The organism is Micromonospora xinjiangensis (assembly GCF_056150165.1).
The window spans coordinates 1-25681 of record NZ_JAXCFO010000003.1 but is presented as its reverse complement, the minus strand read 5'-3'; the positions used below and the strand labels follow the sequence as shown (position 1 = coordinate 25681).

Here is a 25681-nt window from a genome sequence, read left to right as displayed (position 1 = left end):
CTCGCTCCTTCTCCTGACGGCGAATGGGGCGAACACAGAATCGCCACGGAGCGTGTTGAGTGGTCGCACAGAATGTGCGATCGGCTCACGAGGGCGGTTCGGCGCTGCCGGCGGCGGCCCGCGTCGGGCAGAGTGGTGCGGTGACCCTTGAGCTCACCCGCCCGGTGTCCCGCCGGATGCTGGGGACCGAGACGCTGCTGGTCCTCGGCCTGTCTCTCGGCCAGTCAGCCGTCTACGCCGTCGTCTCGATCATCGCGAAGCTGACCGCGCACGGAGGGCTCTCGAAGCAGACCGCCGCGCTCAACACCTCCGCGTCCACCCGCCCGTGGCTGGACCTCACGTACCAGCTGCTCGGGATCGTCTTCGCGCTGCTGCCCGTGCTGCTCGCCGTACACCTGCTGAGCCGGGACCCGGGCGACCCGGCACGCACCCTCGGCCTGGACACCCGGCGGCCCTCGGCCGACCTGGCCCGCGGCGCGGGCCTGGCGGCGCTGATCGGCCTGCCCGGCCTGGCGCTGTTCTGGGCGGCGGCCCAGTTGGGCATCAACGCTACCCTCGTGCCGGCCGCGCTGCCCGACGTCTGGTGGGCGGTCCCGGTGCTCATCCTCGCCGCGGTGCAGAACGCGGTGCTCGAAGAGGTGATCGTGGTCGGTTACCTGGTCACCCGGCTGCGTCAGCTCCAGTGGCGGCTGGGCGCGGTCATCGCGGCCAGCGCCGTGCTGCGCGGCTCCTACCACCTCTACCAGGGCTTCGGCGCGTTCCTCGGCAACGCCGTGATGGGTGTGGTGTTCAGCCTCTTCTACCTGCGCACCCGCCGGGTCATGCCGCTGGTCGTCGCGCACACCCTGCTCGACGTGGTCGCCTTCGTGGGCTACGCGCTGCTGCCGAAGGAGTGGTTCGACTGGCTCTGACGCGCGCCGCCGCCCCGGGGTCCGAGGCCTCGATCAGTCGCCGCGTGCCGGCCGGTAGGCCGTGATCGCGCGGGCCGCGAGGCGCTCGGCGGCGGCGGCGTCGCCGGCCGCCGCGGCGAGCACCGCGGCGCCCGGCACCAGCCGCGACGCCACCCGCAGCGCGAGCCAACCGGCGGCCTGGGCGGCGAGCGGCGCGGCCAACCGCCAGGCCGCCTCCGCCGCGCGCGGCCAGGGCGCGTCGCCCGGCCCGTCCAGGGCCCGGGCCGCCTCCAGAGCCGTACGCGCGCTCTCCGCGTCCGGGTGCACCTGCGTCAGCACCAGCAGCTCGGCCGCACGGTCAGGGTGGCCCGGATCCCGGCCATAGGCCGCGGCCAGGTGCAGCACCAGATTGGCCTGGGTCCAGAGCACCGAGGCCAGCTCCGCGAGCGGCGCGAGGGCACCGGCCAGCGCCGCCGTGGCCCCACCGGCCCCGGCGAGGCGTACGAACCGCAGGGTGGCGAGGCGGGCCAACCCGTCCGGCGACGCCTTGGGGTACGCCGCCCGAAGCCGGTCGGCCCACTCCCGCGCGCCGGGGCCGAGCGCGTCGACCGCCGCCAGGGCCAGCAGCTCCGGAGCGAACCCGGGATGGTCGAGCACCTGGCCCGTGAGCCTCCGCAGCCCGGGCACCTCCGGCGACGGGGGCGGTGCGGGCCGGGCCACCTCGGGCCCGCTCGGCGCGGTCTTCCGGGCCGGCGCGGCCTTCCTGGTGCTGGAGGCCGCCGCCTTCTTCGTCGCGCGTGCCGGCACCGGGGCGTGCGCCTCCGCGCCGGATGCCGACGGCGCCGGGTCTTCGGCGCTCGGTTTCCTGGCCGGCGTCGCCTTCCGGCCGGGCGCCTTCTTCGCCGGCTTCGTCTTCCCGGCAGCGGTGGCCGGGGAGGCCGTCTTCCTGGGTCTCGTGCTCCTGGTGGCTGCGGGCTCCTGCCGCTGGTCCGCGCGGTCGGCCGCCTCGGCCGGTGTTCCCTGGCCCGGTGTGCTCTGGCCCGGTGTGCTCTGGCCCGGTGTGCTCTGGTGCGGTGTGCTCTGGTCCGGTTCGCCCTGGTTCGGTGCGTCCTGATTCTGGTCGCTCTGGGCCGGTGCGCTCGCGTCGCCGGCCGCCGCCGCCCCCGACGACTGGCGGGGCAGTGGGCGGTCAGTCTCCGGCGGCTGGAACAGCACGTCCGGGGCGCCCCGGGCTCGCCGGGAGCGCGGGGCGTCGCCCGGCGGCGGGGCCGGTTCGGGTGCGGGTGCGGGGACGGCGGGCGGCGTGAAGGTCGCCTTGGGGGATCGCCGCCGGGCCCCGTCAGCAGGCTCGCGGCGGGTCGGCTCGCTCGGGGGCTGCTCCTGCATATCGATGGAGAGTAGCCTTCATCACGCCCGCGCACAGCGTGGAAGTGCGGCGCGGCGACACCCGGCGGGGTTGCCGGCGAAGTCGCTTTGCCCCCGGTGGGTGGGGACCTGTATCCTCGGGCGCGGTGGCCTGCGGGTCACCGAGGAGACTTCGCCTAGTCTGGTCTATGGCGCCGCACTGCTAATGCGGTTGGGGTTTAAAAGCCCCTCCCGGGTTCGAATCCCGGAGTCTCCGCGCGAAAGTCGGTCGTGTAGGCTGGCTGAGCACAAGCGCCCGTAGCTCAACGGATAGAGCATCTGACTACGGATCAGAAGGTTAGGGGTTCGAGTCCCTTCGGGCGCACACAGTTTGACCAGGGAAAACGCCTCCCAGTTGATCGATATTGATCGACCCGGGGGGCGTTTTGCGTGCCCCCCGGGGGGCACGCAAAACGCTGACGCCAGTTTTTCGTGACGGAGAGTCGCCAAGCGGGCCATTCCTGCAGCGTGGGGGGTGGTCGGACACTGGCGGCGTGCAGTGGGTGTGAGTGGTTGGACATGGGTGGCTCCCCTGACCACGAGTCAGATGCTCCGGGGTCGCTGCTCTAACTTGCCGTGCCCCCACCCCTCGCCGCCGGACGATTAGCCTCGCTGCTGCCCCGGTGAAGTCTTCGCCCCAACGCCCGATCCCGCCCAGCGGGGATGCGGGACTAACCTAGGTCGACTTGGCAGTACGACGGGGTGGGGACCGAGCTACGTGATCACCGGTGAACTGAAGAGCAAGATCGACCGCGTCTGGGATGCCTTCTGGTCGGGTGGCATCTCGAACCCGTTGGAGGTGATCGAGCAGATCACCTACCTGCTCTTCATCAAGCGCCTGGACGACCTGCACACCCTCGAACTGGCCAAGATCAACCGGTTCGGCCCGGACGCCGGACGGCTCGTCTTCGACGGCTCCGACGATCAAGGGCGCAAGTATGACGAGCTGCGCTGGTCGCACTTCAAGAGCGCCGCGCCGGCCGAGATGTTCGAGATCGTCGACCAGCGGGTCTTCCCATTCCTGCGGACGCTCGGCGGCGACGGGTCGACGTACTCCCACCACATGAAGGACGCCCGGTTCACCATCCCCAACCCGGCACTGCTCGCCCGTGTGGTCGACATGCTCGACCACATCCCGATGGAGGACCGGGACACCAAGGGCGACCTCTACGAGTACATGCTCGGCAAGATCGCCACGGCCGGGCACAACGGACAGTTCCGCACGTCACGGCACATCATCCAGCTGATGGTCGAGATGATGGAGCCCACCCCGGACGACGAGATCTGCGATCCAGCCTGCGGCACCGCCGGCTTCCTCGTCGAGGCTGGCGAGTACGTTCGCCGGACGCATCCGAACGCGCTGTTCGATCCGAAGCAACGGAAGCACTTCCACGAAGACATGTTCCATGGCTTCGACTTCGACAGCACGATGCTGCGGATCGGCAGCATGAACATGCTGCTGCACGGCGTGGAGAGCCCCGACATCCGCTACCGCGACTCGCTCGCGGAGAACGTGAGTGGTGAGTCGGAGAAGTACTCGCTGATCCTGGCCAACCCACCCTTCGCCGGCAGCCTCGACTACGAGAGCACGTCCAAGGACCTCCAGCGAGTCGTCAAGACCAAGAAGACAGAACTTCTGTTCCTTGCGCTCTTCCTCCGGCTGCTCAAGCCCGCCGGGCGGGCAGCCGTCATCGTGCCGGACGGCGTGCTCTTCGGATCGAGCAAGGCGCACAAGGAACTGCGCCGGATGCTGGTCGAGGATCAGAAGCTCGACGGGGTGGTGAAGCTGCCCAGCGGCACCTTCAAGCCCTACTCCGGCGTCTCGACGGCGATCCTCCTCTTCACCAAGACCAACAGCGGTGGCACGGACAACGTCTGGTTCTACGAGGTGACCGCCGACGGCTGGAGCCTCGACGACAAGCGAACACCGCTGCTGCCGGCGGAGAAGGTCGGGCCGACGCCGGACGTGGCGTTGACCGAGGACGAGCACGGGAAGAACAACCTTCCGGACGCGCTGGCGCGGTGGTTCCGTCGGGACACCGACGAGTTGCAGCGGACGCGGACCGAGCAGAGCTTCTGCGTACCCAAGGCCGACATTGTCGAGCAGGGCTACGACCTCAGCCTCAACCGCTACAAGGAGGTTGTGCACGAGGAGGTGGAGCATCGCGCACCGCTCGAGATCCTCGCGGTGCTGGAACGGCTGGAGTCCGAGATTCAGCAGGGCACGTCCGACCTGAAGGCGATGCTCTCGTGACGGTTGCGCTTCAGACAGTTGCCCTCGGGGAGGTCGCGTCCTTCATCCGAGGGATCACCTTCAAACCGTCGGATGTCGTGCCGGCCGAGACGCCCGGTGCCGTGCTCTGCATGAGGACCAAGAACGTCCAGACGCACCTCGACCTCTCCGATGTTTGGGCGGTCGATTCCGCACTCGTTAAGCGACGTGATCAGTTCCTGCAATCCGGGGACACCTTGGTGTCAAGCGCCAACAGTTGGAACCTGGTTGGTAAGTGCTGCTGGATTCCGCCACTGGATTCGCCATCCAGCTTCGGCGGGTTCGTGTCCGTCCTCCGCGCCAATCCATCCAAGGTCGATCCCCGATACCTGTACCACTGGTTTTCGAGCCCTCGAATCCAAGCCACTGCGAGGAGCTTCGGGCAGCAGACAACCAACATCTCCAATCTGAACATCGAGCGCTGCCTCAGGCTCGGGCTTCCGCTACCTCCTCTCGAGGAACAGCGGAGGATTGCGGAGGTGCTGGATCGGGCGGACGAGCTGCGCGCCAAGCGTCGCCAAGCCCTCACCCACCTCGACGACCTCACCCAGTCCATCTTCACGCAGATGCTGGACGAGTCGAAGACGGAGGTTGATGCGAAGCTGCTGCAATCACTCTGCACACGCATCACCGATGGAACGCATCAACCACCAAGGTGGAGCAGCAAGGGCAACCCATTCATCTTCGTCAGCAACATTGTCTCGGGAGAAATCGACTTCGAGACGGCCAAGTTCATTTCTGACGAGACGCACGAAGAACTCACCCGTCGGTGCCCGATCGAGGTCGGCGATGTCCTTTACTCGACCGTCGGGTCGTACGGCGTCCCCGCAGTTGTCGGGACGACGAGAAAATTTGCCTTTCAGAGGCACATTGCGCACATCAAGCCAAATCCGCAGTTTCTGAACTCGGAATTCCTCCGCGCCGCATTGGCGTCTGATGTCGTGCGACGCCAGGCGGATCGAGCCGCTAGGGGCGTGGCGCAAAAGACCATCAACCTTGCTGACATCAAGAAATTTCAGGTTCCTTGCCCTCCGTTGTCGGTGCAGCAGGAGTTCGCTCGCCGCTCCAACGAAGTCCGTGAACTCAAGTCAAGGCACAGAGCGAGCCTGGCGGAGTTGGATGAGCTGTTTGCGTCGTTGCAGGATCGGGCCTTCCGGGGGCTGCTCTGACGTGAGAAGATCGAGGGCTGTCGACTGTGGGGAGTTGACGCTCGGATGAGCAACTTCGCGTTCCTGCGGGCTGAGTGGCCCGTGCTGTTTGGCGAGGCCCTACGGGCGGAGCGGCTGGCCGTCGCCGATCCGCGGGCCTCGTGCTTCTACGCCCGGCGTTCCCTCGAACTCGCCCTCACCTGGCTCTTCGAGGCCGACAGCGCGCTCACCAGGCCGTACAAGGACGACCTGTCGGCGATGATCCACGAGCCGTCGCTGCGGAACCTGGTGGGCAACAGCCTGCAGGCGAAGATGAACATCATCCGCAAGCAGGGCAACACGGCCGTGCACAAGAGCACGCCGGTGACGCCGAAGGAGGCGGTGCCGGTCGTTCGCGAGCTGTTCCATGTCATGTACTGGATCGCCCGGCACTACACCCGCGACCGAGCCAAGGTCCCCGCGAGCGCCTTGGCCTTCAACCCGGACCTGATCCCCCGGCCGATTCCGTCCCAGGTCCGGCAGCAGACCCAGGCTGAGCTCAAGGAGCTGGCTGACAAGCTCGCTGCCCAGGACGCGGCGCTGGCCGCCGAGCGCGAGAAGTCCGCCACTCTCGACGCCGAGTTGGCGAAGCTGCGCGCCGAGATCGCGGCCGCGAAGGCCGCCAACGAGGCTCGCCCCGACGACCACGATTACGACGAGGCGCAGACCCGCGACCTCTACGTCGACCTCATGCTGCGGGAGGCGGGCTGGCGGCTCGACCGCCCGGAGGACCGCGAGTTCGAGGTCACCGGCATGCCCAACATGAAGGGCACCGGATACGTCGACTACGTCCTGTGGGGTGACGACGGCAAGCCGCTCGCGGTGGTCGAGGCCAAACGCACCCGCCGGGACGCCACCGTGGGCCAGCAGCAGGCGAAGCTGTACGCCGACTGCCTGGAGCAGCGGTATGGCCAGCGGCCGGTCAACTTCTACACCAACGGCTACGAGACCTGGCTCTGGGACGACACCGCCTACCCCCCGCGTCCCGTGCAGGGCTTCTACACCAAGGACGAGCTCCAGCTCCTGGTCCAGCGCCGGGACACCCGCAAGCCACTCGCGGACGTGGCCATCAAGCAGGAAATCGTCGAGCGGTACTACCAGCACCGGGCGATCCGAGCCATCGGCGAGGCGTTCGAGGCGCAGCGGCAGCGTCAGGCGCTGGTCGTGATGGCGACCGGCGCTGGCAAGACCCGCACCGTGATCGCTCTGGTCGACCTGCTGATGCGCGCGAACTGGGTCAAGCGGGTGCTCTTTCTCGCCGACCGCAACGCGCTGGTGAACCAGGCGGTCAATGCGTTCAAGGCGCACCTGCCCGACGCGGCGACGGTGAACCTGGTCACCGAGAAGAACACCGAGGGTCGGGTGTACGTCTCGACGTACCCGACCATGATGGGCCTGATCAACGAGACCGCGAGCGGCGAGCGGCGCTTCGGCCCCGGCTACTTCGACCTGGTCATCATCGACGAGGCGCACCGCTCGGTCTACCAGAAGTACCGGGCGATCTTCTCCTGGTTCGACAGCCTGCTCGTCGGGCTCACCGCCACGCCGCGCAACGAGATCGACCGCAACACCTACAGCCTGTTCAACCTCGAAGACGGCGTCCCCACCGACCACTACGACCTCGACGACGCGGTCAACGAAGGCTTCCTCGTCCCGCCGCGGGCGGTCTCCGTACCACTGAAGTTCCAGCGCGACGGCATCCGCTACGACGACCTCACCGAGGAGGAGAAGGACGTCTGGGATGCCCTCGACTGGGGTGACGATGGGCCTCCGGACAGCGTCGACCCGGACGCGGTTAACAAGTGGCTGTTCAACGCCGACACCGTGGACAAGGTGCTGGAGACGTTGATGACCCACGGCCACCACGTCGCCGGCGGCGACCGGATCGGCAAGACCATCATCTTCGCCAAGAACAACGCTCACGCCGACTTCATCCAGAAGCGCTTCGACCTCGCGTACCCGATGCACCGCGGCCACCTTGCCCGGGTCATCACCCACAAGACCGAGTACGCCCAGAGCCTCATCGACGACTTCTCCGAGAAGGAGAAGAATCCGCACATCGCGATCTCGGTGGACATGCTCGACACCGGCATCGACGTACCCGAGGTCGTCAACCTGGTCTTCTTCAAGATTGTACGGTCGAAGTCGAAGTTCTGGCAGATGATCGGCCGCGGCACCCGACTCTGCAAGGACCTCTACGGCCCTGGCCAGGACAAGCAGGACTTCTTCATCTTCGACTTCTGCCAAAACTTCGAGTTCTTCAACCACAACCCGAAGGCAGTGGAGGGCAAGCTGGGCGAGTCGCTGACCGAGCGCCTGTTCAAGGCCCAGCTCGAACTGATCTACCGCCTCGACCAGCGCCTCCCCTCCGACGCAGGCGAGGAGACGGAGGCCGACGGGACGCAGAGCGAGGCGGCGCTGCGCTGGGACCTCGCCCGCAACCTCCACCAGCGGGTGGAGAACATCCACCTCGACAACTTCGTCGTCCGCCCCAAGCGGCGCCTGGTCGAGTACTACGTCGACTTCGAGCACTGGCACCGGCTCACCCCGGAGGCCGTCGACGAGATCGGCGGCAACCTCGCCGGCCTGCCCACCGCCGTGAAGGACGAGGACGAGGCCGCCAAGCGGTTCGACCTGATGGTGCTGCGCCTGCAGCTCGGCCAACTCGACGTAGAACCCGCCTACGACCGCCTGCGCCGGCAGGTACAGGACATCGCCTCGACGCTGCTGGAGCAGACCAGCATCCCGGCCGTCCGCGAGCAGCAGCAGCTCCTCGACGAGGTGGCCGGCGACGAGTGGTGGCAGGACGTCACCCTGCCGATGCTGGAGCTGATGCGCCGCCGCCTGCGCGGGCTGGTCAAGTTGATCGAGAGGTCGAAGCGGGCCATCGTCTACACCGACTTCACCGACGAGGTGGGCCCGCCCTCCGTCGTCACGCTGAACGGAATCAAGATCGGCACGGACTTCGAGCGGTTCCGCGCCAAGGCGCGGGTGTACCTGCGCGCCCACGAGGATCACCTGGCGTTGCAGAAGCTGCGCCGCAACAAGCAGCTCTCCCCGACCGATCTCGATGAGCTGGAACGGATGCTGGCGGCCAGCGGCGGCGGCACCGAGGACATCGACGAGGCCCGCCGCTCGGCCCACGGGCTCGGGCTGTTCATCCGCTCGCTGGTCGGACTCGACAGGGAAGCCGCCACCGAGGCGTTCGGCGAGTTCCTCGCCGGCCGAACCCTGACCGCGAACCAGATCAACTTCGTCAACCTGATCATCAACCACCTGACTCAGAACGGCGTCATGGAGCCCGAACGGCTCTACGAATCCCCCTTCAGCGACATCGCCCCGCAGGGGCCGGACTCGATCTTCCAGTCCGCCGACGTCGACCGCCTGATCACGATCCTCAACTCCGTCCGAGACACCGCCGCCCCTGCCGAGGTGGCGTAGCCAGCCGAAAAGAGATGAAGACGCTCACGCACTGAGCTGTAGGAAGGAACCACGCGGGCCGCAAGCAGGCCCGCACCGGCCCGACCTCGGCCTGCATCGGCCGCCCCGCCCCGCCCCGCCGGCGGGCGACGGCGACCATGTCTTGGTGGTCCGCGGCAGGCTGCTGCACAAGAATGAGACGGAAGTGGGTCGGACGATGCTCGGAGGGGACCATGAGATTGAGTCGTGAAGAGCTGCGCGCGATCGACGAGCCGGTGACCGCCTGGCGCAACGCCGAGGTGGAGTACGAGCCCGCCCCGTTGATGGTGTTCCCGGTGCGGCTGAGCGCCGCCGACTTCAAGTGGGTGGCCGAAGAGGCCGACCGCCGCGGCGTCAACCCTTCGGTGGTGATCGAGGACCTGGTGAGCCAGGAAACCGAGCGGCGGATAGCTCGCTAGCAGTCCAAGCTGCGGACGGCGGACCTGGACCGCAGGCGATCGATCGGTGAGTAGAAGTGCGGCTACGTGCGGCGTCCCTGTTGGCGACGGCGGCCGCCGGTGAACTATCGAATTCGATGAGGAGTGGGCTATCCGCGCGATGGTCGATGGATGATCAAGGCCCTCGGCCAGCGGGTGCGGCGACCTAGCTCGATTCAGTCTGTCGGGGTGGACGGCGGCGGCGCACCGTCTTGCGGCCTGGCCAGTACTGGGTGGGAGGCTCCCGCTCCGGGTCCACGATCTTGTATCTGGTCTGGCCGCACTTGACCACGCCCAGCTCAACCAGGCGCTGCGGCTGGGTCTCGAGCAGCGGCACGATGATGGGCACGCCGGCTACCACTGTCGCGATTGCGCTGGCGGTGGACGCAATGCCCTTGCCGTGGCGCTCGAAGCGGACGTGGTGGATGCCTGCCTTCTTGATGGCGGCGCACTCCTCATGGTCTTCGAGTTGGCCGGTGTCGGCCGTGACCAGCATGAGGTAGCCGCGCGTGGCCATATCGGGGATCAGCTGCAGATCTTGCTTGCCCTTCCACCGGATCCGCTGGACATGGTCGACCTGGTGGCCGGGGAGCATGAGGCGGAGCGGATCAAGGGCAGGCTCGGGCACCTGCTCATCGAGCAAGATCTTCACGGGCTCACGCAGCCCGGCGCGGGTACTCGCTCACGTACCTATCAAGGGCTACCGCCCCCTCTACGCCGATGTCTGTCACTGACGGGTAGAAGTACCGGATGGAGGTGGCGTCGAGACCGTCGGCAGCCAGCGAGGCAACGGTGTCGTAGGGCACCCGCGTGTTGTCGATGACGGGGTAGCCGCGGAGCACGCCCGCGTTGATCCGGATGCCGGGCTTTGGGGTCTCCAGCGGCACCACAGTCTCGCCAGTCCAGCCGACGAACTCACCCAGGATGTCCTGCATCGTCGCGATGATCTGCTGGCCTGGCTGCCTCAGCACGTCGACCATCTGATCCTCGGACTGGATCCAGACGATCGTGTTTCCCTTGGCCACGAGCTTGTAGTTCGAAAGATGCTCGAAGTTGTCCAGATTTCTGATGTTCTGGATCGCCTTGCGGATCTTTTGGAGCGAGAGCTGAGTGCGGATCCGAGCGACGGTGCGGATTGCCAGCAGGTCTCGGAAGCTGTAGCTGACGCGGGGCCGGCTGCCGTACTCGGGGACGAGGACCGGGTTCGGTTGGCGCCGCCAGTGGACGAGCTGCCCCTCACTCACGCCACCGAGCGCAGCCGCCAACGAAGACGAGTACGCCACCCGAAACGCCCCTCTCCGTGCCATTGCAAATTCAATTCCTGCCGGCATCATCGCACTTCTTTGCGAAGCGCACATCCCCGTGCCGAACCAGACGCGCCGCCCGCCTCAGGTCAGACACCGGACAGGGCTGCCGGGCTGTCGCCGGCGGACGGCACGCCCTGGCCCCCGGCGCCCTCCCACCGGAGACCGGGAGGCGCCGATGCGGCAAGTGTCCGCCCGATGGCAGAGCGAGTAGCCGCTTCCCATCAGTGCTCGACCAGCGGCAGTCGCGACCGCGCATTCAGCTGATCGGTACATCTGCATCAGCCGTGCCCCCCAGGGGGCACGGTGGGGGGCGGAAACGCTGTCTAGCGTCACGTTCCGTCGACACTGCTACATGCCGAATACGGACGAAACGGCGTAACTCCAGGTCAGGGCAACTCTCTCCTACCGACTACGGATCAGAAGGTTAGGGGTTCGAGTCCCTTCGGGCGCGCAGCAGGTGAGGGGCCGTTTCGGGTGACCGGGACGGCCCCTTTTCCCGTCCTGTGCGGGCGGGCCCAGGGCTGCTCCGCTCGCCGTCGGATGGCAAGCTCGTGTCTCGTGATCGATGATTCCGCTGAGGACGATCCGTACGGCCGGCTCGGGTCGACACGCCGGGCGCTGATCCGGACGCCCGGTGGGGACGCCGTGAGAACCCCGGACCCTGTGGAGATCCGCCGGTGAGGGCGGTCATCGTCGCGGCCGCGGTCGCGTTCGTCATCTCCCTGCTCGGCACGCCGGTGGCGGTTCGCGTCTTCACCGCGCTCAAGGCCGGCCAGCCGATCCGATCCATCGGGCTCGCCAGCAACCAGGGCAAGAAGGGCACGCCCGCGATGGGCGGCGTCGTCTTCATCGTGGCGACCGTCCTCGCCTACGTCGCCGGGCATCTCGCCCTGACCACGCTGCCCGATCGGCAGATCGCGCAGGAGGGGCCGACCATGACGGCCCTGGTGCTGCTCGGGCTCTTCGTCTTCTGCGGCGCGGTCGGCTTCTTCGACGACTTCCTCAAGGTGCGCCGGCGCAACTCCGACGGGCTGTCCGCCAAGGGCAAGCTGCTCGGCCAGGCGATCGTCGGCGCCGGGTTCGCCGTCGCCGCGCTCTACGTGCCGAGCACCAACGGCCAGACCGTGGCGAGCGAGCACATCTCACTCATCCGCGACATCAGCTGGCTGGACGTCGGCAAGGTCGGCGCGGTCATCGTCTTCGTCTTCGTGATCATGGCGATGTCGAACGGCGTGAACCTCACCGACGGCCTCGACGGCCTGGCCACCGGCGCGTCGATCCTGGTGCTCGGCGCGTACGCGCTGATCGGCTTCTGGCAGTACCGGCACTGGTGCGCCGACGACGCGTACGCCCGCGCGAACGAGTACTGCTACCAGGTCCGGGATCCCCTGGAGATCGCCATGATCGCGGCGGCGGCGGCCGCCGCCTGCGTGGGCTTCCTCTGGTGGAACACGTCCCCGGCGCGGATCTTCATGGGTGACGTGGGCGCGCTCGGGCTCGGCGGGCTGATCGGCGGTCTCGCGGTGGCAACCCGCACCACGCTGCTCTCGATCGTGATCGGTGGGCTCTTCGTCATCATCACGACGACCTGGGTGATCCAGATCGTCTCGTTCCGGACCACCGGTAGGCGGGTCTTCCGGATGGTGCCGTTGCACCACCACTTCGAGTTGGCCGGGTGGAGCGAGGTCAACATCGTGGTCCGGTTCTGGATCGTGGCCGGCGTCTGCGTGGCGGTCGGCCTGGGCCTGTTCTACTCGGACTTCCTGGCGGTCGTCGGATAGGCCGGGCGACAAGTCTTCGCCGTGCCGCCGACGGTGGTCCGCCGGGCAGCCCGGTTCCTGTCGCTGGGTGACCGGGCAGCTCGGTCGACGGGGCGGCGCGTCCATCACTCGAAGGCTGTCGAGCTGCCCCGGAGGTGGGGCAGCCCCCCCGGCCCGGAGGGCTGCCCACATCGGCCCGGCTCAGGGCAGAGCCGGCCGGGAGGCCGCGCGCGCGAAGGAGCGCGGCACCGGGACCCGGCGGAGCGGGGTGCTTTCGGCGCTCACCGGCTCACCGGCGGTCACCGACGCTCCGGCCGACCGCCGCGTCGGCGCCCGACTCCTACGGCCGCAGGTCCGTCCTCGCCTCGCCCGTGCTCGGGTCGTACGGGTAGGAGAGGTGCTGGTGGACCATCCACCAGGCGCCGTCGCGGCGCTGGAAGACCCGGGTTCCTCGTGACCAGGTGTCGACGCGCTGGCCGTCTCCGCGCTCCACACCGACGTGGTTGAGCCCCCAGACCACGGCGAGGTCGTCGCGGACCAGGACCGACATCTCGGGGACCGTCCACGTCACCGTGTCGTCGCCGGCCGCGTCGAGGCCCTTCCTGCACACCTCGCGGACCTCGTCGACGCCGAGGTGTCGCAGGGGCTGGTCGTGCTCGTAGGAGACGACGTCGTCGGCGATGGGCGCCATCAGGCCGTCCAGGTCCTTCGCCGCGGTGGCCGCGAACCACCGCTCGTGGAGCTGGCGCAGCTCCTGCTCGGCGGCGGCGTCGTCCCGTTCGGTCTGCCCGGCCGGGGTCGGCTGGGTGTGGGGGAACGAATGGTGTTCGTGGGTGACGACCCAGCGGCCGTCCTGTCTGCGCAGGCCGAGCGTCAGCCGTAGCCGGTTGTCGGGATCGTCGGCGAACTGCTCCTCGGTGCCGCAGCGCAGCAGGCCGTACGCGAAGGCGACGTCGTCTCCGACGGTCACGTCCAGGGACTCGATCTCGAAGGACGCGCCGCTCAGCTGCCACCGCAGGAAGGGCGGCCACGCGTCGCGGTAGGCGTCCAGGCCGCGGACCCCCTCGTACGGCGGCGGCACGTCGAACATGACGATGTCCTCGGCGTGTTCGGCGATCACCCCGGCGAGGTCGCCGCGGTGGACCGCCTCGGCCCAGCGCTGGACCAGGTTACGGATCTGGCTCTCGTCGGTCGGCATCAGTGGCTTCTCCCTGCGGGTCGGTGTGTCGGTCAGCACTACAACCCGCCGGCGCCGGCGAACTCATCGCGCGAGGGGACCGCGTTCGTCGGCGAGTGCGACGGGCAGACCGAAGGCCGCGAAGTCGGCGCTGAGGAACGACACCACTTCACCGATCTGCCGGCCACGCAGGACGAGCAGGTCCAGGCCGGCCGGTACGTAGACGCTCCGGTCGTCGTCCCACATGTACGTGCCGAACGCGAGCTGCCCGTTCGCCGAGGCGGGGAGGAAGCGCCAGCGGCGCTGGAGCACCTCGACCAGGAAGCCGCGGATCGCCTCGTGCCCCTGATACCAGGCGGTCAACGGTGGCATGGAGTACGTCGCGTCCTCGGTCAGCAGCGCCACGATGGCGTCGACGTCGCCGTTCTCCCAGGCGGCCACGTAGCGCTGGACGATCTTCCGCTGGCCCGCGTCGCCGAGCGCGTCGAGCGTCTGTCGCTGGCTTCCGTCCGGGCGTCGATCGGCGAGGACCTTCCTCGCCCGCTGCAGGGCGCTGTTGACGGTCGCTACCGTCGTGCCCAACGTCTCGGCCGCCTCGCCGGCGGTGTAGCCGAGGACGTCACGCAGCAGCAGCGCGGCCCGTTGCCCGGCGGTCAGGTGCTGCAGGGTGGCGACGAACGCGAGCTCCATGCTCTCCCTCGCCACCGCGCGGGCCTCCGGAGTCAGCCGTTCCGTCCAGCCCATCAGCCGGCCCGGGTACGGCTCGAGCCAAGCGACCTCGGCCGCCGGCGCGCCGTCCGGGCTCAGATCGGTGGGCAGTTCCCGCCGCCTCCGCCGCTCGATGAGCGTGAGCGACCGGTTCGTCGCGATCTTGTAGAGCCAGGGCCTTATCGAGCCTCGATCCTCGAACCGTTCCAGGCCGCGCCAGGCCCGGTCCAGGGTGTCCTGGACGGCGTCCTCCGCGTCGTGCACCGACCCGAGTAGCCGATAGCAGTGTGCGCGCAGCTCGTCCCGCAACGGTGCGACCAGACGCCCGAACGCGTCACCGTCACCGGAACGCGCCGCGGCCAGCAGCTCCGCCGTGTTCGTCGTCTTCGGCCAGCTCACCTCGGCCCCCACTCACGATCAGGTCCCGGTCTCCGCCGCGCCCTCCGGCGATGATCCGGTGGCGCTGCCCCGGGCAGCCCCTGCCCGAAGCCTTTCACCTGGCTCCGACAGGTCCCCCCGGGTGAGCGTCGGTAACGAACCCGCGGGAAGGCGGGACGGGTGGTGGGCGGGTACGGCACTTTTCTCGGGAACGACCGATGACTTTCGACATCCGGCGTGGTCTGCCAGGAAACTGACCGAGAGTGAAGGAGCGCCCGATGGGCAAGCTGATCGTGACGGAGTTCGTGACCCTGGACGGGGTGGCGCAGGCGCCGGGAGCGCCCGACGAGGACCGTGAGAGCGGCTTCGGCCATGGCGGATGGCAGGCGCCGCTGTTGGACGACGAGTCCGGTGCCGCGATGTTCGAGCGGGCCAGGACCATGGACGCGCTTCTGCTGGGCCGCAAGACCTACGACATCTTCGCCGACTACTGGCCGAAGGCGCCCGAGGAGGTTCCCTTCACCGGCCTGCTGAACCGGGTACCCAAGTACGTCGCCAGCCGTACGCTCGCCGAGCCGCTCTCGTGGGCGAACTCGGCGGTCGTCACGGGCGAGCTCGCCGAGGGCGTCGCCGAGCTGAAGGACCGCCACGACGAGCTGCACGTGATCGGCAGCCTGGACCTGGTGCAGTCGCTGCTGCGGTTCGGCCTCGTCGACCAGCTGGACCTGTGGCTCTATCCGCTGCTGCTCGGCAGTGGGAAGCGGTTGTTCGCCGAGGGCACGGTGCCGGCCGCCCTTCGGCTCACCGAGTCGGTCACCTACGCCAACGGGACGCTGCACCTGTCGTACGCGGCGGCGGGCACCCCGACCTACGGCACCGTCGGCAGCTAGGGCCCCGGTCGGCACGGGGGGTCAGTGTGGCGGCGCGACGCGCGGCTCGTCGGGGCTCAGGAACCGGACCGTGACGCGGTCGCAGCGCCGCCCTACCCAGTCGCTCAACTGCCGGGCGGCCTGCCTCAGCGCCGGCTCGTCGCGCCCGGCGTCGAGGGTCTCCAGGATGAAGACGACGTTTCGGGATTTCTCGGTGACCCGGGTGCGGTGGGCGTCCCGGTGGTTCCAGTGGCGGGTGAGCACCGAGAGGTCGTCCACGTAGACCACCTCGCCGGGCCGGGGGCGCTCGACGGTGTCGGGCTCCCCGAGCGGCGTGAACTCCTCGGTTCCGTCCGCGTACCGGATCACGACGTCGCCTGCCACGGCGTCGAGGTCGAACGCGCCGGCCGGCAGGCCGTACCGCACCGAGACCGAGTTGTACGCGTCGACCGCAGGGTTGATGCGCGGGAGCGTGCCCCTGCGGGCGAGCCGGCGACCGAGGGCGTCGACGCTGGGACGCTCGCGACGCGGGTTGGTGCCGAACGATCGGTACGCGGCGTGCCAGGACGCGATGCGCGGGTCGTCCTCGCCGGCCGGCGTCCACTCCCCGGCGGCGGCCTGGGTCTCCATCTCGGCCAGCGCCGCGGCGGGCTCGGGCCAGGGCTCGTCGGCGCGCAGCCCTTCGGCGATGACCAGAGCGATGCGGGTGCCGGGAAAGGCTTCGGCGACCTCGGGCGAGAGGTGGAACGCGGTCATGTCACGACTCCTGGATCGGGTCGGCGTCCCGGGCGAGTGCCGGCGGTCGATTTTGCGATCGTCGGTGGGGTCGCCCGGGAGCCCTCGACGAGGCTACCGGCGGGGACCTCGACGGGTGTGGCCACGCGCGGAGGCGCGCACCGGCCCGCCGGACGATCCTGCTACTGCTCCTGCGCGAGGAGGGCGCGGCGGGCGGACGCCCCGAGCCACGCCTGCGCACGGTCGAAGGTCCAGCCCCGGTCGCCGACGAGGGTGAACCAGGCCGGCTGGCCGAGGTGGAACCAGAGCAGGTCCAGCGCCTCGGTCGGGTCGATGCCGGGGGCGAGCCCGTCCAGCGCCACGAGTCGTTCGACGATGCTGCGCAGGGCGTCGACGTACGAGCCAATTCCGGCCTCCACGACCTCCCGTGCGGCGTCCTCGCCGGGTGCGTGCCGGAGCAGCCCGTAGAGGATCTCCCAGTGCCGCTCGTGGGCCCGGCGGGTGCCCTCCGCCGTGAGGTCGATGATCATGCCCGGCTCGTCGGCCCTGGACACCGCGGCGAGCGTCTCGCCGACGGCGGAGTCGTTGACCGCCGGCTGGATGAGCGCGGAGAGGATCGCCGCCTTGCCGCCGGTGCTCGCGTAGACCGTCGGGACGGCGACTCGCGCCACCCTGGCTATCTCACTCACCGTAACTGCCGCGTATCCGCGCTCCAGGAAGAGGTCGCGCGCGCCGGACAGGATCGCGGCCCGGGTCGCGGCGGCGGCGTCGATACGTCGAGGGGAGTGATAACTGCTGGCCATTTGCGCTGTAGTCTAGCCCACATCACGGGGCGCTCTATTTAGTAGATGCTCCTATAACGAACTAGCCTCGGCGCCATGACGACGCTCCAGGAGCCACGATCCGTGATCGAGACGCGGCTCACCCACGACACGCACCGCCGTGCGACGACGCTGCTGGCGGACGCCGCGACGCGTCCCGCCACCGACCCCGCCGCCCTCGGCGAACTCCGCGACTTCGTCGTGGCGACCCTGCGCCACCACCACGAGAGCGAGGACAACGACCTCTGGCCGCTGATCGAGGCCGTGGCGCCCGGCACCGCCGAGCCGCTCCGCGCGCTGACCGACGAGCACGACGCGCTGGACGCCGCCCTGGACGCGCTGGAGGCGGCGCCGGTGCCGGCCGGGGAGGACCGCCGCGACCTGGCGGCGGCCGCCGCGGCCGTACGCGAACTCGTCCACACGCACCTCTCGCACGAGGAGCCGCTGCTCTTCCCCGCCCTGCAGACGCACGTGTCGGCGCAGGCATGGGCGTCCTTCGCCGAGAAGGTGATCGCCACCACCCCGCCGGTCGGTGCGAGCCTGCTCGTCGGCTTCTTCGACGAGGTCGGCACCCCGGAGGAGGTCGAGCTGATCCTGTCCGCGCTGCCGGCGCCCGCCCAGCAGGCCGTTCCCGCCATGCGCGCGCACTCCACGTCCGTGATCGCCACCCTGCGCACGGCCTGATCACCCCATCGACGACCGGCGCCGCCCGGCGGGTCGGAACGTCTCCCCCGCCGGGCGCCGCGCGGCCTCGGTCGGACGCGACGCCTGATGTGTCAGACGAAGAGGCAGAACGGGTGGCCGGCAGGGTCGAGGTGCACCCGGACGTCGTCCTGCGGCTGGAAGTCCGCCACGGTCGCGCCGGCGGCCACCGCGTGGGCCGAGGCCGCGTCGAGATCGTCGACCTGGATGTCGAGGTGGACCATCATCTGCGGGTCTCCGGGGCCGGCGGGCCACACCGGGCGGACGTACGCCGGCTCGGTCTGGAAGGCCAGGCCGGCCCCGCCGCCGGGCGCCCGCAGCGTGACCCAGTCCGGTTCGTCCTCCTGCCGGGACCAGCCCAGGAGGCGTTCGTAGAACGCGGCGAGCTGCCGGGCGTCGGGTGAGTCCAGCACGGTGGTGGCCAGGATCAGCCGGGGTCGATCGGTCATGCCGGCGTCGTACCCGCACCGCGGCCGCCCGTACACCTCGAAGCGGCGTGCCGCCGGAGCCGGCACGCCGCCCGGGCGTCGCTGCGGTCAGAGGTTGTAGCCGCCGGCCACCTCGATGTCCTGCGCCGTGATCCAGCGCCCCTCCTCGCCCAGCAGGCTGGCGATGACCATGCCGATGTCGTCCGGTTCGCCGACCCGGCCCAGCGCGGTCTTCGCCGCCAGCACGGGGATCACCTCGGGGTGGCGCTCGAAGGCGTTGTCGGCGAGGCGGGTGCGGGTGGCGCCGGGGGACACGGAGTTGACGCGGATGCCCCGCACGCTGAACTCCTTGGCCATGTAGCGGGTCAGCACGACGAGGCCGCCCTTCATCGTGCCGTACGCCGAGTAGCCCGGCTCCATGCCCGAGAGCCGGGCCGAGTTGCTGGTGACGTTCACGATGGCGCCACCGTCGGACAGCAGCGGAAGCAGGGTCTGGGTCAGGAAGTACGGCCCCTTGAGCAGCACCCGCCCCAACCGGTCGAAGAGCTCCTCGGTGGTGTCCTCGAACATCGCCATCTGGCTGAATCCGGCGTTGTTGACGAGGAACTCGAACGTCTCCCGCTGCCACGTGTCGCGCAGCGCCGCGACGACGGCCTCGCGGAAAGCCGGGAAGGTCTCGCTGCGGCCGAGGTCCAGCGGCAGCGCGACGGCCGTGCCGCCCTCCTTCTCGATGCTCGCGACCGTGTCCAGCGCGCCGTCCCGGTTGCCGCCGTAGGTCAGGATCACGCCCGTGCCTCGCTTGGCGATCTGGATGGCCGCGCTCTGCCCGATACCCGAGCTGGCGCCGGTGACAACTGCGATACGCATGCTGGCCTACCTGTCCAATCATGGAGCGACAATGGCTCCCTGGGAGTCGTGTCGACTCCATGAGACCGCTCTGAGCAGGCAGTCCAGTAGACAGATACTCCTATAGTCTTGCCTGATCCTCTCTTTGCCGGGAACGCCAGGAGTGCTTCAATCGACTCATGCTTCTCGACGAGCTGCGCGTGTCGCTCGCCCGCCACGTGCGCCCCGACGGCACCACCCCGATCGACGGCGTCCTGATCTCGAAGGCGGAGCGGTCGACGCCGCCGTACCCGTCGATGACCGGGACGGTGCTGGCGCTCATCGCGCAGGGCACCAAACGGCTGGCGCTGGGCGATCGGGTGTACGAGTACCGCGCCGGGCAGTACCTCGTCGCGTCCGTCGACCTGCCCGTGACCGGCCACTTCATCGAGGCCAGCCCGGAGCGGCCCGCACTCGGGTTCGGTCTGGTGCTGCAACCCTCCGACATCGCCGAGGTGCTGCTCCAGGCACCGGCGGGAGAGCTGACCCGGGGTGGCGCGGCCCCGTCCGGCATCGCCGTCAGCGACGCCCCCGACGAGCTGCTCGACGCCGCCGTCCGGATGCTGCGGCTCCTCGACCGGCCGGGCGACATCCCGGTGCTCGCCCCACTGATCAAACGGGAGATCCTCTGGCGGCTCATCACGGGTGAGCAGGGCGCCGTCGTCCGTCAGCTCGGCCTCGCCGACAGCAGCCTCGCCCACGTCGCCCGGGCCGTGCGCTGGATCCGGGACCACTACCGGCAGTCCTTCCGGGTGGAGGACGTGGCCCAGCTCGCCGGCATGAGCGTCTCCGCCTTCTACCGCAACTTCCAGGCGGTCACCGCCATGAGCCCGATCCAGTTCCAGAAGCAGATCCGGCTCCAGCAGGCGCGTCTGCTCCTCGCCACCCGCCCCAACGACGTCACCGGCGTCGGCCACCGGGTGGGTTACGACAGCCCGTCGCAGTTCAGCCGCGAGTACCGCCGCCAGTTCGGCGTGCCGCCGAGCCAGGACGCCGCCCGCCTGCGCGGCTCGGCGCCCCTCGCCGCGCCCAGCCTGCCGTGACCCGCGCCGGCCCGGTGTCTTCACACACCTGAGGCGTCCGGCCGAGGGCGTCAGCACGGAGGACATGGACGCCGTGGCGGTGCACTCAGCCGGTCGCCGGCGGGTCGACCGCTCTGACCGCGGCCCGCGCCCGGCGCCAGAACTGGCGTGGCGCGTAGCCGTCACGGCGCAGCCAGTGCTCGGTGTAGACGATGCGCTCCGCCTCGACCAGCACGAGCGGGTCCACCGGTGGTTCGTCGAGCGAGCGGGAACGCTCCACGTGGTCGGACTGCCAGCGCACCGCCGGCCAGTAGTGCTCCCGCTCGGGATCGCCGGGAACGAGCACGCGGGCCCGACCGAAGACCTGGGCGCCGCGACTGCTGGCCTGCCCGACGAGCGGCGCGAACACGCCGATCGACACCCGCGGGTCGGCGTCGATGTTCCGCATCTTGGGTGACGCGGCCGCGGCCGTGAACATCAACGCGAAGTCGAGGTGGAAGTAGCGCACGGGAGTCGCCAGTGGACCGTCCGGCCCCGACGTGGCCAGGACGCACATGTTCTGCGACGACAGCAGGTGGAGGATGCGCTCCTCGAGACGGTGCCGGTCGAGTCGCCTCGTGGGGGCCGGACCGGCGAGCCAGGGGTTCGTCACGGGCATGGTTGATCGTGTCATGCGACACGGGCGGTGCGACCAGGGGGCGGACGACGTCCCGCCCGCTACACATCCTCCGGCTCGGTGGACTGCGCGACCGTCGCCCGGATCCGTCGCAGCGTGGCGTCCGGTGCCATCACCGCGGCTCGCCACCGCTCCAGCGTGCGGCGCAGGGTCTGGACCGCGGCCTGCAACTGGTTCACCTGCTGGCGCATCGAGGCGATCTCCTCGCGGGCGGCCAGCGCCTCGCGTTCGAGCTCGCAGACGCGCGAACGCAGAGGCTGAACGAGGGTGAGGGCGGCGTCGGTGAGCGTGTCGGCCGCGTCCGCCTTGAACTTCCCCCGTTGGATGATCACGGCGACGATCGCGGCCAGGCCACCCGCGCTGCCCACCACGCCGAGCGCGGACAGCACGGCCTGGACCCAGTGCGGAGCGGTCGGCGGCGGCGAGCTGCTCATGCCGCCTCCTGGCCGACCAGGTCGGTGGCGAGCTGCCGGCTGATCCGGACGAGCCGTCGCAGATCCTGGATGATCTGGGTGGAGCGCCAGAACGAGCCGGCCGCCACCGCGACGATGAAGGAGGCGGCGGCGACACCCTCCCGGCCGGAGACGACGATGACCGCCACCGCGTACATGCCGGCGGTCGTGCCGAGCACCAGCAGCGACGCCAGTTCGATGCCCAGCCCGGTCGAGAGCCGACCGGGCCAGAGGATTCCGACGAGCCCGGAGACGCCGACGACGATCAGACTGAGATTCCAGACGGTCCGCAGCGGCGGCGGCATCGCCAGTTCGACCGACGGCGGTCGGACGTCGAGCAGGATCAGGAGGAGCCCACAGGCGGGCGCGGTCACGAGGATGGCGACCTCGAACGGCTGGTGCCGGGAGCGGATGCGGTGGGGCGACACGGGTACTCCTCACGGAGGCTCCGCCGCTCGCGTCCGTCGGGGGAGGGCCGGCGCCGGAGCCGAGGGCCCGGCGGCACCCGGGAGCAGGGCGCGCGCGTTCGGGTACGACCGGAGGCCCGGCGGGACGAGCGGCATCGAGTGGGGGTACGACGCGGCGCCGTTGACGGGCCGATGCTCCAGTCCTACCACCGCCCCGCAGCCGTCGTCCACTCCGGAGCGAGTCGCATTTCCGCAGGTCAGGGCCGGCGTAGCGGGCCTCAGTCGGCGCGGTGCAGGGGGCCCCACTCCGACGACGCCTGCGCCTCCACCGCCTCGTGCGCCTCCCGCAGGGCCCGCTCCGAGACCCACGCCACCGGCCGGTCACACCGCACCAGCGGCTCGTTGTCCGGCCCGCGGCCGAGCTGCTCGCCGACGAGCACCCAGGGGCGTACGCCCGGACCCCGCAGGTCCCGCAGGTGGCAGTAGTCGTACAGCCGTCGCGCCACCCACAGGCGCACCGGCCGCGCACCCCACCACGGCTCCACGGCCAGCGGGTTGGCGGAGAGACCGGGCAGGTCGATGCCGGTGAGGGCGTCCCGGCTCGACTGCTCCGCCCCGTGCCCTCGGGTAAGGTCGGCGTCGGGTCCACGGGACCACCGCACGTACAACTCCTCGCCCCGCGCGCCCCGCAGCAGCGCCACCAGTTCGTCGAGCGTCTCGAGCACGGGCAGCGCCGTTTCGTTCCGTACGCCGTTCATGGTCTCTCCTGTGCCCTGCGGGGCCCGGACCATTCGTGCCCGCCGGCAGCGGCTCAGCTCGCGGTCGCCGCCTTGCGGGCCCGCTCCGCCCGGCGGCGGACCTGGGCGTACGCGCTGGTCAGGCCCATCGCCCGGCGCACCTCCGTCACCGTCTCCCGCACCTCCCGACGGGTCCGCTCGGTGCCCTCGACGATCAGCTGGTCGACCAGCCCACGGTCGCCCTCGATGCTGGCGCGGCGCTCCCGGATCGGGTCCAGGAACCGGTTCAGCGCCGTCACCAGCTTCTCCTTGACCTCCACGTCGCCCACACGGCCGGCGCGGTAGCGCTCCTTCAGGTCCGCCACCTGCGCCCGATCCGGGTTGAAAACGTCGTGGTACGCGAACACCGGGTTCCCCTCGACGGTCCCGGGCACGTCGGCTCGTACCCGGTTGGGGTCGGTGTACATGCCCATCACCTTCCGGCGCACGGTCGCCTCGTCGTCGGAGAGCAGGATGGTGTTGCCCCGGCTCTTGCTCATCTTCGCGGCGCCGTCGGTGCCGACCAGGGACGGCGTGTCCGCCGGGATCAGCTCCGGGACGGGAAAGACGGGCCCGTAGAGGTTGTTGAACCGTCGGGCGATCTCCCGGGTCACCTCGACGTGGGCGGCGTTGTCCTTGCCGACCGGCACCACCTGCCCCTTCACGCAGAGGATGTCCGCGGCCTGGAGCACCGGGTAGCCCAGCAGCCCGTACGGCATCTCCTCCTTGCCGGAGTCCCGGGCCATGTCCTTGAGCGACGGCACCCGCTCCAGCCGGGGCACGGTCACCAGGTTCTGCAGGAGGGTGTTCAGGTCGCCGACCTCGGGGATGGCGGACTGGAGGTAGAACGTCGACCGGGCCGGGTCGACGCCCGCGGCCAGGACGTCCGTGACCATGTCCCGGGCGTTGGCGGCGACCCGCTCGATGTCCTCACGAGTGTTCCTCGTGGTCAGCATGTGCAGGTCGGCGATGATGAAGAAGCTGTCGTAGCGCTGGTGCAGCCGTACCCGGTTGGCGATGCTGCCGACGTAGTGGCCGAGGTGCAGCCGCCCGGTCGGGCGGTCTCCGGTGAGCATCCGTGCGACGGACATGGTGGTACGCCTTTCGTGCCTGGGGTGGGTGGGTTCGAACGCGGGCGCGCGCCGGTCGGGGCGGTGAACGCCCCACCGGTCAGCGGGATCGGGTCAGTGCGCCGTCCGCCATCGCGCGCCGTCGCGGAACCGCAGCCCGCCGGCACGAAGGACATCGATGATCTGGTCGCGGCCGTCGCCGCGGTGGGCCGGGCCGGTGGGTACGCCGAGCGGGAGGCCGTCGATCCGGGTGACGACCTCCGGCGCGCGGACGCTCGGCCGGGCCATGCGCCCACCGTACCGTGGATCGCCCCTCACCGGGGGCGACCCGTCCGCCGCTCAGGCGTGCTGCCGGTAGCTCTCCGCGTAGTAGCCGCCGACCCGGTCCCGGTACTCCGGCTCCTCGTACCGGTCGGGGTCGAACGCCGGCGAATCCTTGATCTGCTGCCGGGTGCGGTCCACGTGCACCGCTCGCTCCAGATGGTCGACGCGGTTGACGGTGCCGGCCGGCAGCAGGACCTTGCGGCCGAGGATCCAGGGCCCGGTGTCCACCACCAGGTAACGCGCGCCGGCGTCCCCGCTCGCCCGGTCGATCGAGCCGATCCGCCCGTCGACGGCCTCCACGCGGTAACCCGTCAGGTCGATCGGCGTGCCGGGACCGGGGGCGTCCGGACCGTCGTCACGACCGTCCGGCTCGGCGGCGGGCCCGGCGCCGGGATCCGCCCCGGTGTACCCGCCGGCCAGGGCGGACGGGTCGCGCCACGTCCACGGATCGAAGGGTGGGGACATCATCTGCACCTCCCGTGGTCTTCGACTGACCGATCCGACAGTGCCCGGCCGCTCCGCCCGGGAAACAGCCCACCACCTGCGGCCGGTCGCCCGACCGGCCGGCCCGGGCCCCGCTGGCATACTCGGCTGCCATGGTGTTGTCGCGTCGCTGGGCCCTGTTCCTCCTCGCGGTCGGGGTCTGGACCTGGGTGATCTGGCCCCGGTTCGCCGTCGCCATCTGGGACGACCCTCGGTCCTGGTCGAGCGGTACGTCCGGCGACGGCGCACCCACGTCGTTCCTCTGGGTGCACGCCCTTCTGATCGGGGCGTCCCTGGCGATCGGCACCACCGTCGGCGTGCTCGGCGTCCGCGGCCTCCTCGCCGCACGCCGTCGCCCCAGCTCCTGACGGTCCCCGTGGCCGTCGCGGGCATAAGGGCCCGCGCGACGGAATGCTCGCCCCGGTGATCCGGTTGCTCCTCACACGTCGCCCGTCGGCTCCGTGACCAGCGGAGATAGCCCGCCGAGGATGATGTGACGCGGGACGCGTGCCCCCGATTTGACGATCAAACCCACGGACGCGTAACTTTCTCTCTGCCAGCGCGGAACGGACGAAACGGGGCGAAGGTCCTGGGAGGCCGGAGCGCGGGAATGACCGTCGGGTCGGAGGGGTTGTGCTTCTCGGACCCGGTGCCTGGGTGGTGCCCCGGATCTGCTGCGAGGCGGATTTGGTGAGGCGAAACCGACCGGGTATGGTTGACGACCGGCAGGGCACCGGGCGAGCACGCGGGAAACCGCGGCGGCCGGTTCTGCCGAATCCGATGATCGAGCTCAGCGGCTCGCCGCTGCGCGCGCTCGTCGGTGCCAACCCGTTCAAAGCACGACAGACCGGGACAGACCGGTTTGACACGGCGGAGACGGTGAGGTAACGTAGTAAAAGTGCCCGGCGCGAGAGCGGCGGGTGGTTGGACGAGATGCCCCTGATGGGGCCCTCCTGGTGGGGGTTTCCGGATGGTGTGTGGTTGTTCTTTGAGAACTCAACAGGGTGCTTGATAAGCCAGTGCCAATTGTTTGATGCCCTGTGCTGGCAGGC

At 69.9% G+C, this 25681-nt stretch carries 27 protein-coding genes and 2 tRNA genes; 13 read left to right on the top strand and 16 right to left on the bottom strand.

Going from position 1 to position 25681, the window contains the following annotated elements; genetic code table 11:
* The first annotated feature begins 140 nt into the window (after positions 1–140).
* Positions 141–911, top strand: coding sequence for a CPBP family intramembrane glutamic endopeptidase (locus SM573_RS11970; RefSeq protein WP_474616087.1), 771 nt, complete (start codon positions 141–143; stop codon positions 909–911).
* 33 nt (positions 912–944) lie between these two features.
* Here the strand turns inward: SM573_RS11970 and SM573_RS11965 are convergent, their stop codons facing one another.
* Positions 945–1547 (bottom strand): hypothetical protein, encoded by a 603-nt coding sequence (locus SM573_RS11965; RefSeq protein ID WP_474616086.1) that lies wholly within the window; start codon positions 1545–1547, stop codon positions 945–947.
* A 7-nt stretch (positions 1548–1554) separates the two neighbouring features.
* Between SM573_RS11965 and SM573_RS11960 the strand changes: the two genes are divergently transcribed.
* The 7 genes from SM573_RS11960 (at position 1555) to SM573_RS11930 (ending at position 9631) form a co-directional block, all read left to right on the top strand.
* Positions 1555–2004 (top strand): hypothetical protein, encoded by a 450-nt coding sequence (locus tag SM573_RS11960; protein WP_474616085.1) that lies wholly within the window; start codon positions 1555–1557, stop codon positions 2002–2004.
* Positions 2005–2420: 416 nt separating this feature from the next.
* A tRNA-Ser gene (locus SM573_RS11955) sits at positions 2421–2511 on the top strand.
* Positions 2512–2546: 35 nt separating this feature from the next.
* Positions 2547–2619 (top strand) — tRNA-Arg (locus SM573_RS11950).
* A gap of 393 nt (positions 2620–3012) precedes the next feature.
* Complete coding sequence (locus SM573_RS11945; RefSeq protein WP_474616084.1) at positions 3013–4548, top strand: type I restriction-modification system subunit M; 1536 nt, start codon at positions 3013–3015, stop codon at positions 4546–4548.
* Complete coding sequence (locus SM573_RS11940) at positions 4545–5735, top strand: restriction endonuclease subunit S (RefSeq protein ID WP_474616083.1); 1191 nt, start codon at positions 4545–4547, stop codon at positions 5733–5735. Before SM573_RS11945 ends, SM573_RS11940 begins: the two co-directional genes overlap by 4 nt.
* 45 nt (positions 5736–5780) lie before the next feature.
* Positions 5781–9194, top strand: a complete 3414-nt coding sequence (locus tag SM573_RS11935) for a DEAD/DEAH box helicase family protein (protein ID WP_474616082.1) — start codon at positions 5781–5783, stop codon at positions 9192–9194.
* Positions 9195–9406: 212 nt separating this feature from the next.
* A complete protein-coding gene (locus tag SM573_RS11930) occupies positions 9407–9631 on the top strand; it encodes a hypothetical protein (RefSeq protein WP_474616081.1) in 225 nt (74 codons plus the stop codon).
* 184 nt (positions 9632–9815) lie between these two features.
* Here SM573_RS11930 and SM573_RS11925 read toward each other — a convergent pair whose 3' ends face one another.
* Complete coding sequence (locus SM573_RS11925; RefSeq protein WP_474616080.1) at positions 9816–10301, bottom strand: PIN-like domain-containing protein; 486 nt, start codon at positions 10299–10301, stop codon at positions 9816–9818.
* 4 nt (positions 10302–10305) lie between these two features.
* On the bottom strand, positions 10306–10893 hold the full coding sequence (locus SM573_RS11920; RefSeq protein ID WP_474616079.1) for a DUF433 domain-containing protein: 588 nt from the start codon (positions 10891–10893) through the stop codon (positions 10306–10308).
* A 740-nt stretch (positions 10894–11633) separates the two neighbouring features.
* Between SM573_RS11920 and mraY the strand changes: the two genes are divergently transcribed.
* Positions 11634–12737, top strand: a complete 1104-nt coding sequence (gene mraY / locus SM573_RS11915) for a phospho-N-acetylmuramoyl-pentapeptide-transferase (RefSeq protein ID WP_474616078.1) — start codon at positions 11634–11636, stop codon at positions 12735–12737.
* A gap of 319 nt (positions 12738–13056) precedes the next feature.
* Here mraY and SM573_RS11910 read toward each other — a convergent pair whose 3' ends face one another.
* Positions 13057–13914, bottom strand: coding sequence for a YybH family protein (locus tag SM573_RS11910; protein WP_474616077.1), 858 nt, complete (start codon positions 13912–13914; stop codon positions 13057–13059).
* 63 nt (positions 13915–13977) lie between these two features.
* Positions 13978–15000, bottom strand: a complete 1023-nt coding sequence (locus SM573_RS11905; protein WP_474616076.1) for a sigma-70 family RNA polymerase sigma factor — start codon at positions 14998–15000, stop codon at positions 13978–13980.
* Between the two features lie 257 nt (positions 15001–15257).
* Between SM573_RS11905 and SM573_RS11900 the strand changes: the two genes are divergently transcribed.
* A complete protein-coding gene (locus SM573_RS11900; protein ID WP_474613545.1) occupies positions 15258–15869 on the top strand; it encodes a dihydrofolate reductase family protein in 612 nt (203 codons plus the stop codon).
* A 21-nt stretch (positions 15870–15890) separates the two neighbouring features.
* Here the strand turns inward: SM573_RS11900 and SM573_RS11895 are convergent, their stop codons facing one another.
* The gene (locus SM573_RS11895) at positions 15891–16604 is read right to left on the bottom strand and encodes a B3/B4 domain-containing protein (protein WP_474613546.1); all 714 of its coding nucleotides are present in this window, start codon (positions 16602–16604) and stop codon (positions 15891–15893) included.
* Positions 16605–16765: 161 nt separating this feature from the next.
* A complete protein-coding gene (locus tag SM573_RS11890) occupies positions 16766–17386 on the bottom strand; it encodes a TetR/AcrR family transcriptional regulator (RefSeq protein WP_474613547.1) in 621 nt (206 codons plus the stop codon).
* Between the two features lie 75 nt (positions 17387–17461).
* Between SM573_RS11890 and SM573_RS11885 the strand changes: the two genes are divergently transcribed.
* Positions 17462–18088: a hemerythrin domain-containing protein gene (locus tag SM573_RS11885; protein WP_474613548.1), complete on the top strand. Its 627-nt coding sequence runs from the start codon at positions 17462–17464 to the stop codon at positions 18086–18088.
* A 92-nt stretch (positions 18089–18180) separates the two neighbouring features.
* Here the strand turns inward: SM573_RS11885 and SM573_RS11880 are convergent, their stop codons facing one another.
* Together SM573_RS11880 and SM573_RS11875 are read right to left on the bottom strand one after the other, a co-directional pair.
* A complete protein-coding gene (locus tag SM573_RS11880; RefSeq protein ID WP_474613549.1) occupies positions 18181–18555 on the bottom strand; it encodes a VOC family protein in 375 nt (124 codons plus the stop codon).
* Between the two features lie 87 nt (positions 18556–18642).
* Positions 18643–19401 (bottom strand): SDR family NAD(P)-dependent oxidoreductase, encoded by a 759-nt coding sequence (locus SM573_RS11875; RefSeq protein ID WP_474616075.1) that lies wholly within the window; start codon positions 19399–19401, stop codon positions 18643–18645.
* A gap of 158 nt (positions 19402–19559) precedes the next feature.
* On the opposite strand from SM573_RS11875, the gene SM573_RS11870 reads away from it, so the two are divergent.
* A complete protein-coding gene (locus tag SM573_RS11870; RefSeq protein WP_474616074.1) occupies positions 19560–20462 on the top strand; it encodes an AraC family transcriptional regulator in 903 nt (300 codons plus the stop codon).
* Between the two features lie 85 nt (positions 20463–20547).
* Here SM573_RS11870 and SM573_RS11865 read toward each other — a convergent pair whose 3' ends face one another.
* From SM573_RS11865 to SM573_RS11835, 7 genes are all read right to left on the bottom strand, one after another.
* A complete protein-coding gene (locus SM573_RS11865; RefSeq protein ID WP_474616073.1) occupies positions 20548–21099 on the bottom strand; it encodes a pyridoxamine 5'-phosphate oxidase family protein in 552 nt (183 codons plus the stop codon).
* 59 nt (positions 21100–21158) lie between these two features.
* A complete protein-coding gene (locus SM573_RS11860; RefSeq protein WP_474616072.1) occupies positions 21159–21551 on the bottom strand; it encodes a hypothetical protein in 393 nt (130 codons plus the stop codon).
* Positions 21548–21997, bottom strand: a complete 450-nt coding sequence (locus SM573_RS11855) for a hypothetical protein (protein WP_474616071.1) — start codon at positions 21995–21997, stop codon at positions 21548–21550. Before SM573_RS11855 ends, SM573_RS11860 begins: the two co-directional genes overlap by 4 nt.
* A 257-nt stretch (positions 21998–22254) precedes the next feature.
* Positions 22255–22734 carry a DUF6098 family protein gene (locus SM573_RS11850; RefSeq protein WP_474613555.1) on the bottom strand — a complete coding sequence of 160 codons (480 nt, stop codon included), beginning with the start codon at positions 22732–22734 and terminating at the stop codon, positions 22255–22257.
* A gap of 53 nt (positions 22735–22787) precedes the next feature.
* Entirely contained in the window at positions 22788–23843 is a 1056-nt protein-coding gene (trpS, locus tag SM573_RS11845) for a tryptophan--tRNA ligase (protein ID WP_474616070.1), read from the bottom strand.
* Between the two features lie 93 nt (positions 23844–23936).
* Positions 23937–24110, bottom strand: coding sequence for a hypothetical protein (locus tag SM573_RS11840; protein ID WP_474613557.1), 174 nt, complete (start codon positions 24108–24110; stop codon positions 23937–23939).
* A gap of 51 nt (positions 24111–24161) precedes the next feature.
* Complete coding sequence (locus tag SM573_RS11835; RefSeq protein ID WP_474616069.1) at positions 24162–24614, bottom strand: PRC-barrel domain-containing protein; 453 nt, start codon at positions 24612–24614, stop codon at positions 24162–24164.
* A gap of 128 nt (positions 24615–24742) precedes the next feature.
* Here SM573_RS11835 and SM573_RS11830 point away from each other — a divergent pair, with 128 nt between their 5' ends.
* The gene (locus SM573_RS11830) at positions 24743–24997 is read left to right on the top strand and encodes an SCO4848 family membrane protein (RefSeq protein WP_474616068.1); all 255 of its coding nucleotides are present in this window, start codon (positions 24743–24745) and stop codon (positions 24995–24997) included.
* Positions 24998–25681: the final 684 nt, after the last annotated feature.

Coding starts and splice junctions, on each gene's coding strand:
- SM573_RS11860 (WP_474616072.1), bottom strand. CDS start 21,551: ATGAGCAGCTCGCCGCCGCCGACCGCTCCGCACTGGGTCCAGGCCGTG.
- SM573_RS11885 (WP_474613548.1), top strand. CDS start 17,462: ATGACGACGCTCCAGGAGCCACGATCCGTGATCGAGACGCGGCTCACC.
- SM573_RS11865 (WP_474616073.1), bottom strand. CDS start 21,099: ATGCCCGTGACGAACCCCTGGCTCGCCGGTCCGGCCCCCACGAGGCGA.
- SM573_RS11930 (WP_474616081.1), top strand. CDS start 9,407: ATGAGATTGAGTCGTGAAGAGCTGCGCGCGATCGACGAGCCGGTGACC.
- SM573_RS11880 (WP_474613549.1), bottom strand. CDS start 18,555: ATGACCGATCGACCCCGGCTGATCCTGGCCACCACCGTGCTGGACTCA.
- SM573_RS11840 (WP_474613557.1), bottom strand. CDS start 24,110: ATGGCCCGGCCGAGCGTCCGCGCGCCGGAGGTCGTCACCCGGATCGAC.
- SM573_RS11830 (WP_474616068.1), top strand. CDS start 24,743: ATGGTGTTGTCGCGTCGCTGGGCCCTGTTCCTCCTCGCGGTCGGGGTC.
- SM573_RS11850 (WP_474613555.1), bottom strand. CDS start 22,734: ATGAACGGCGTACGGAACGAAACGGCGCTGCCCGTGCTCGAGACGCTC.
- SM573_RS11910 (WP_474616077.1), bottom strand. CDS start 13,914: ATGCCGACCGACGAGAGCCAGATCCGTAACCTGGTCCAGCGCTGGGCC.
- trpS (WP_474616070.1), bottom strand. CDS start 23,843: ATGTCCGTCGCACGGATGCTCACCGGAGACCGCCCGACCGGGCGGCTG.
- SM573_RS11900 (WP_474613545.1), top strand. CDS start 15,258: ATGGGCAAGCTGATCGTGACGGAGTTCGTGACCCTGGACGGGGTGGCG.
- SM573_RS11875 (WP_474616075.1), bottom strand. CDS start 19,401: ATGCGTATCGCAGTTGTCACCGGCGCCAGCTCGGGTATCGGGCAGAGC.
- SM573_RS11835 (WP_474616069.1), bottom strand. CDS start 24,614: ATGATGTCCCCACCCTTCGATCCGTGGACGTGGCGCGACCCGTCCGCC.
- SM573_RS11870 (WP_474616074.1), top strand. CDS start 19,560: ATGCTTCTCGACGAGCTGCGCGTGTCGCTCGCCCGCCACGTGCGCCCC.
- SM573_RS11895 (WP_474613546.1), bottom strand. CDS start 16,604: ATGACCGCGTTCCACCTCTCGCCCGAGGTCGCCGAAGCCTTTCCCGGC.
- SM573_RS11935 (WP_474616082.1), top strand. CDS start 5,781: ATGAGCAACTTCGCGTTCCTGCGGGCTGAGTGGCCCGTGCTGTTTGGC.
- SM573_RS11890 (WP_474613547.1), bottom strand. CDS start 17,386: ATGGCCAGCAGTTATCACTCCCCTCGACGTATCGACGCCGCCGCCGCG.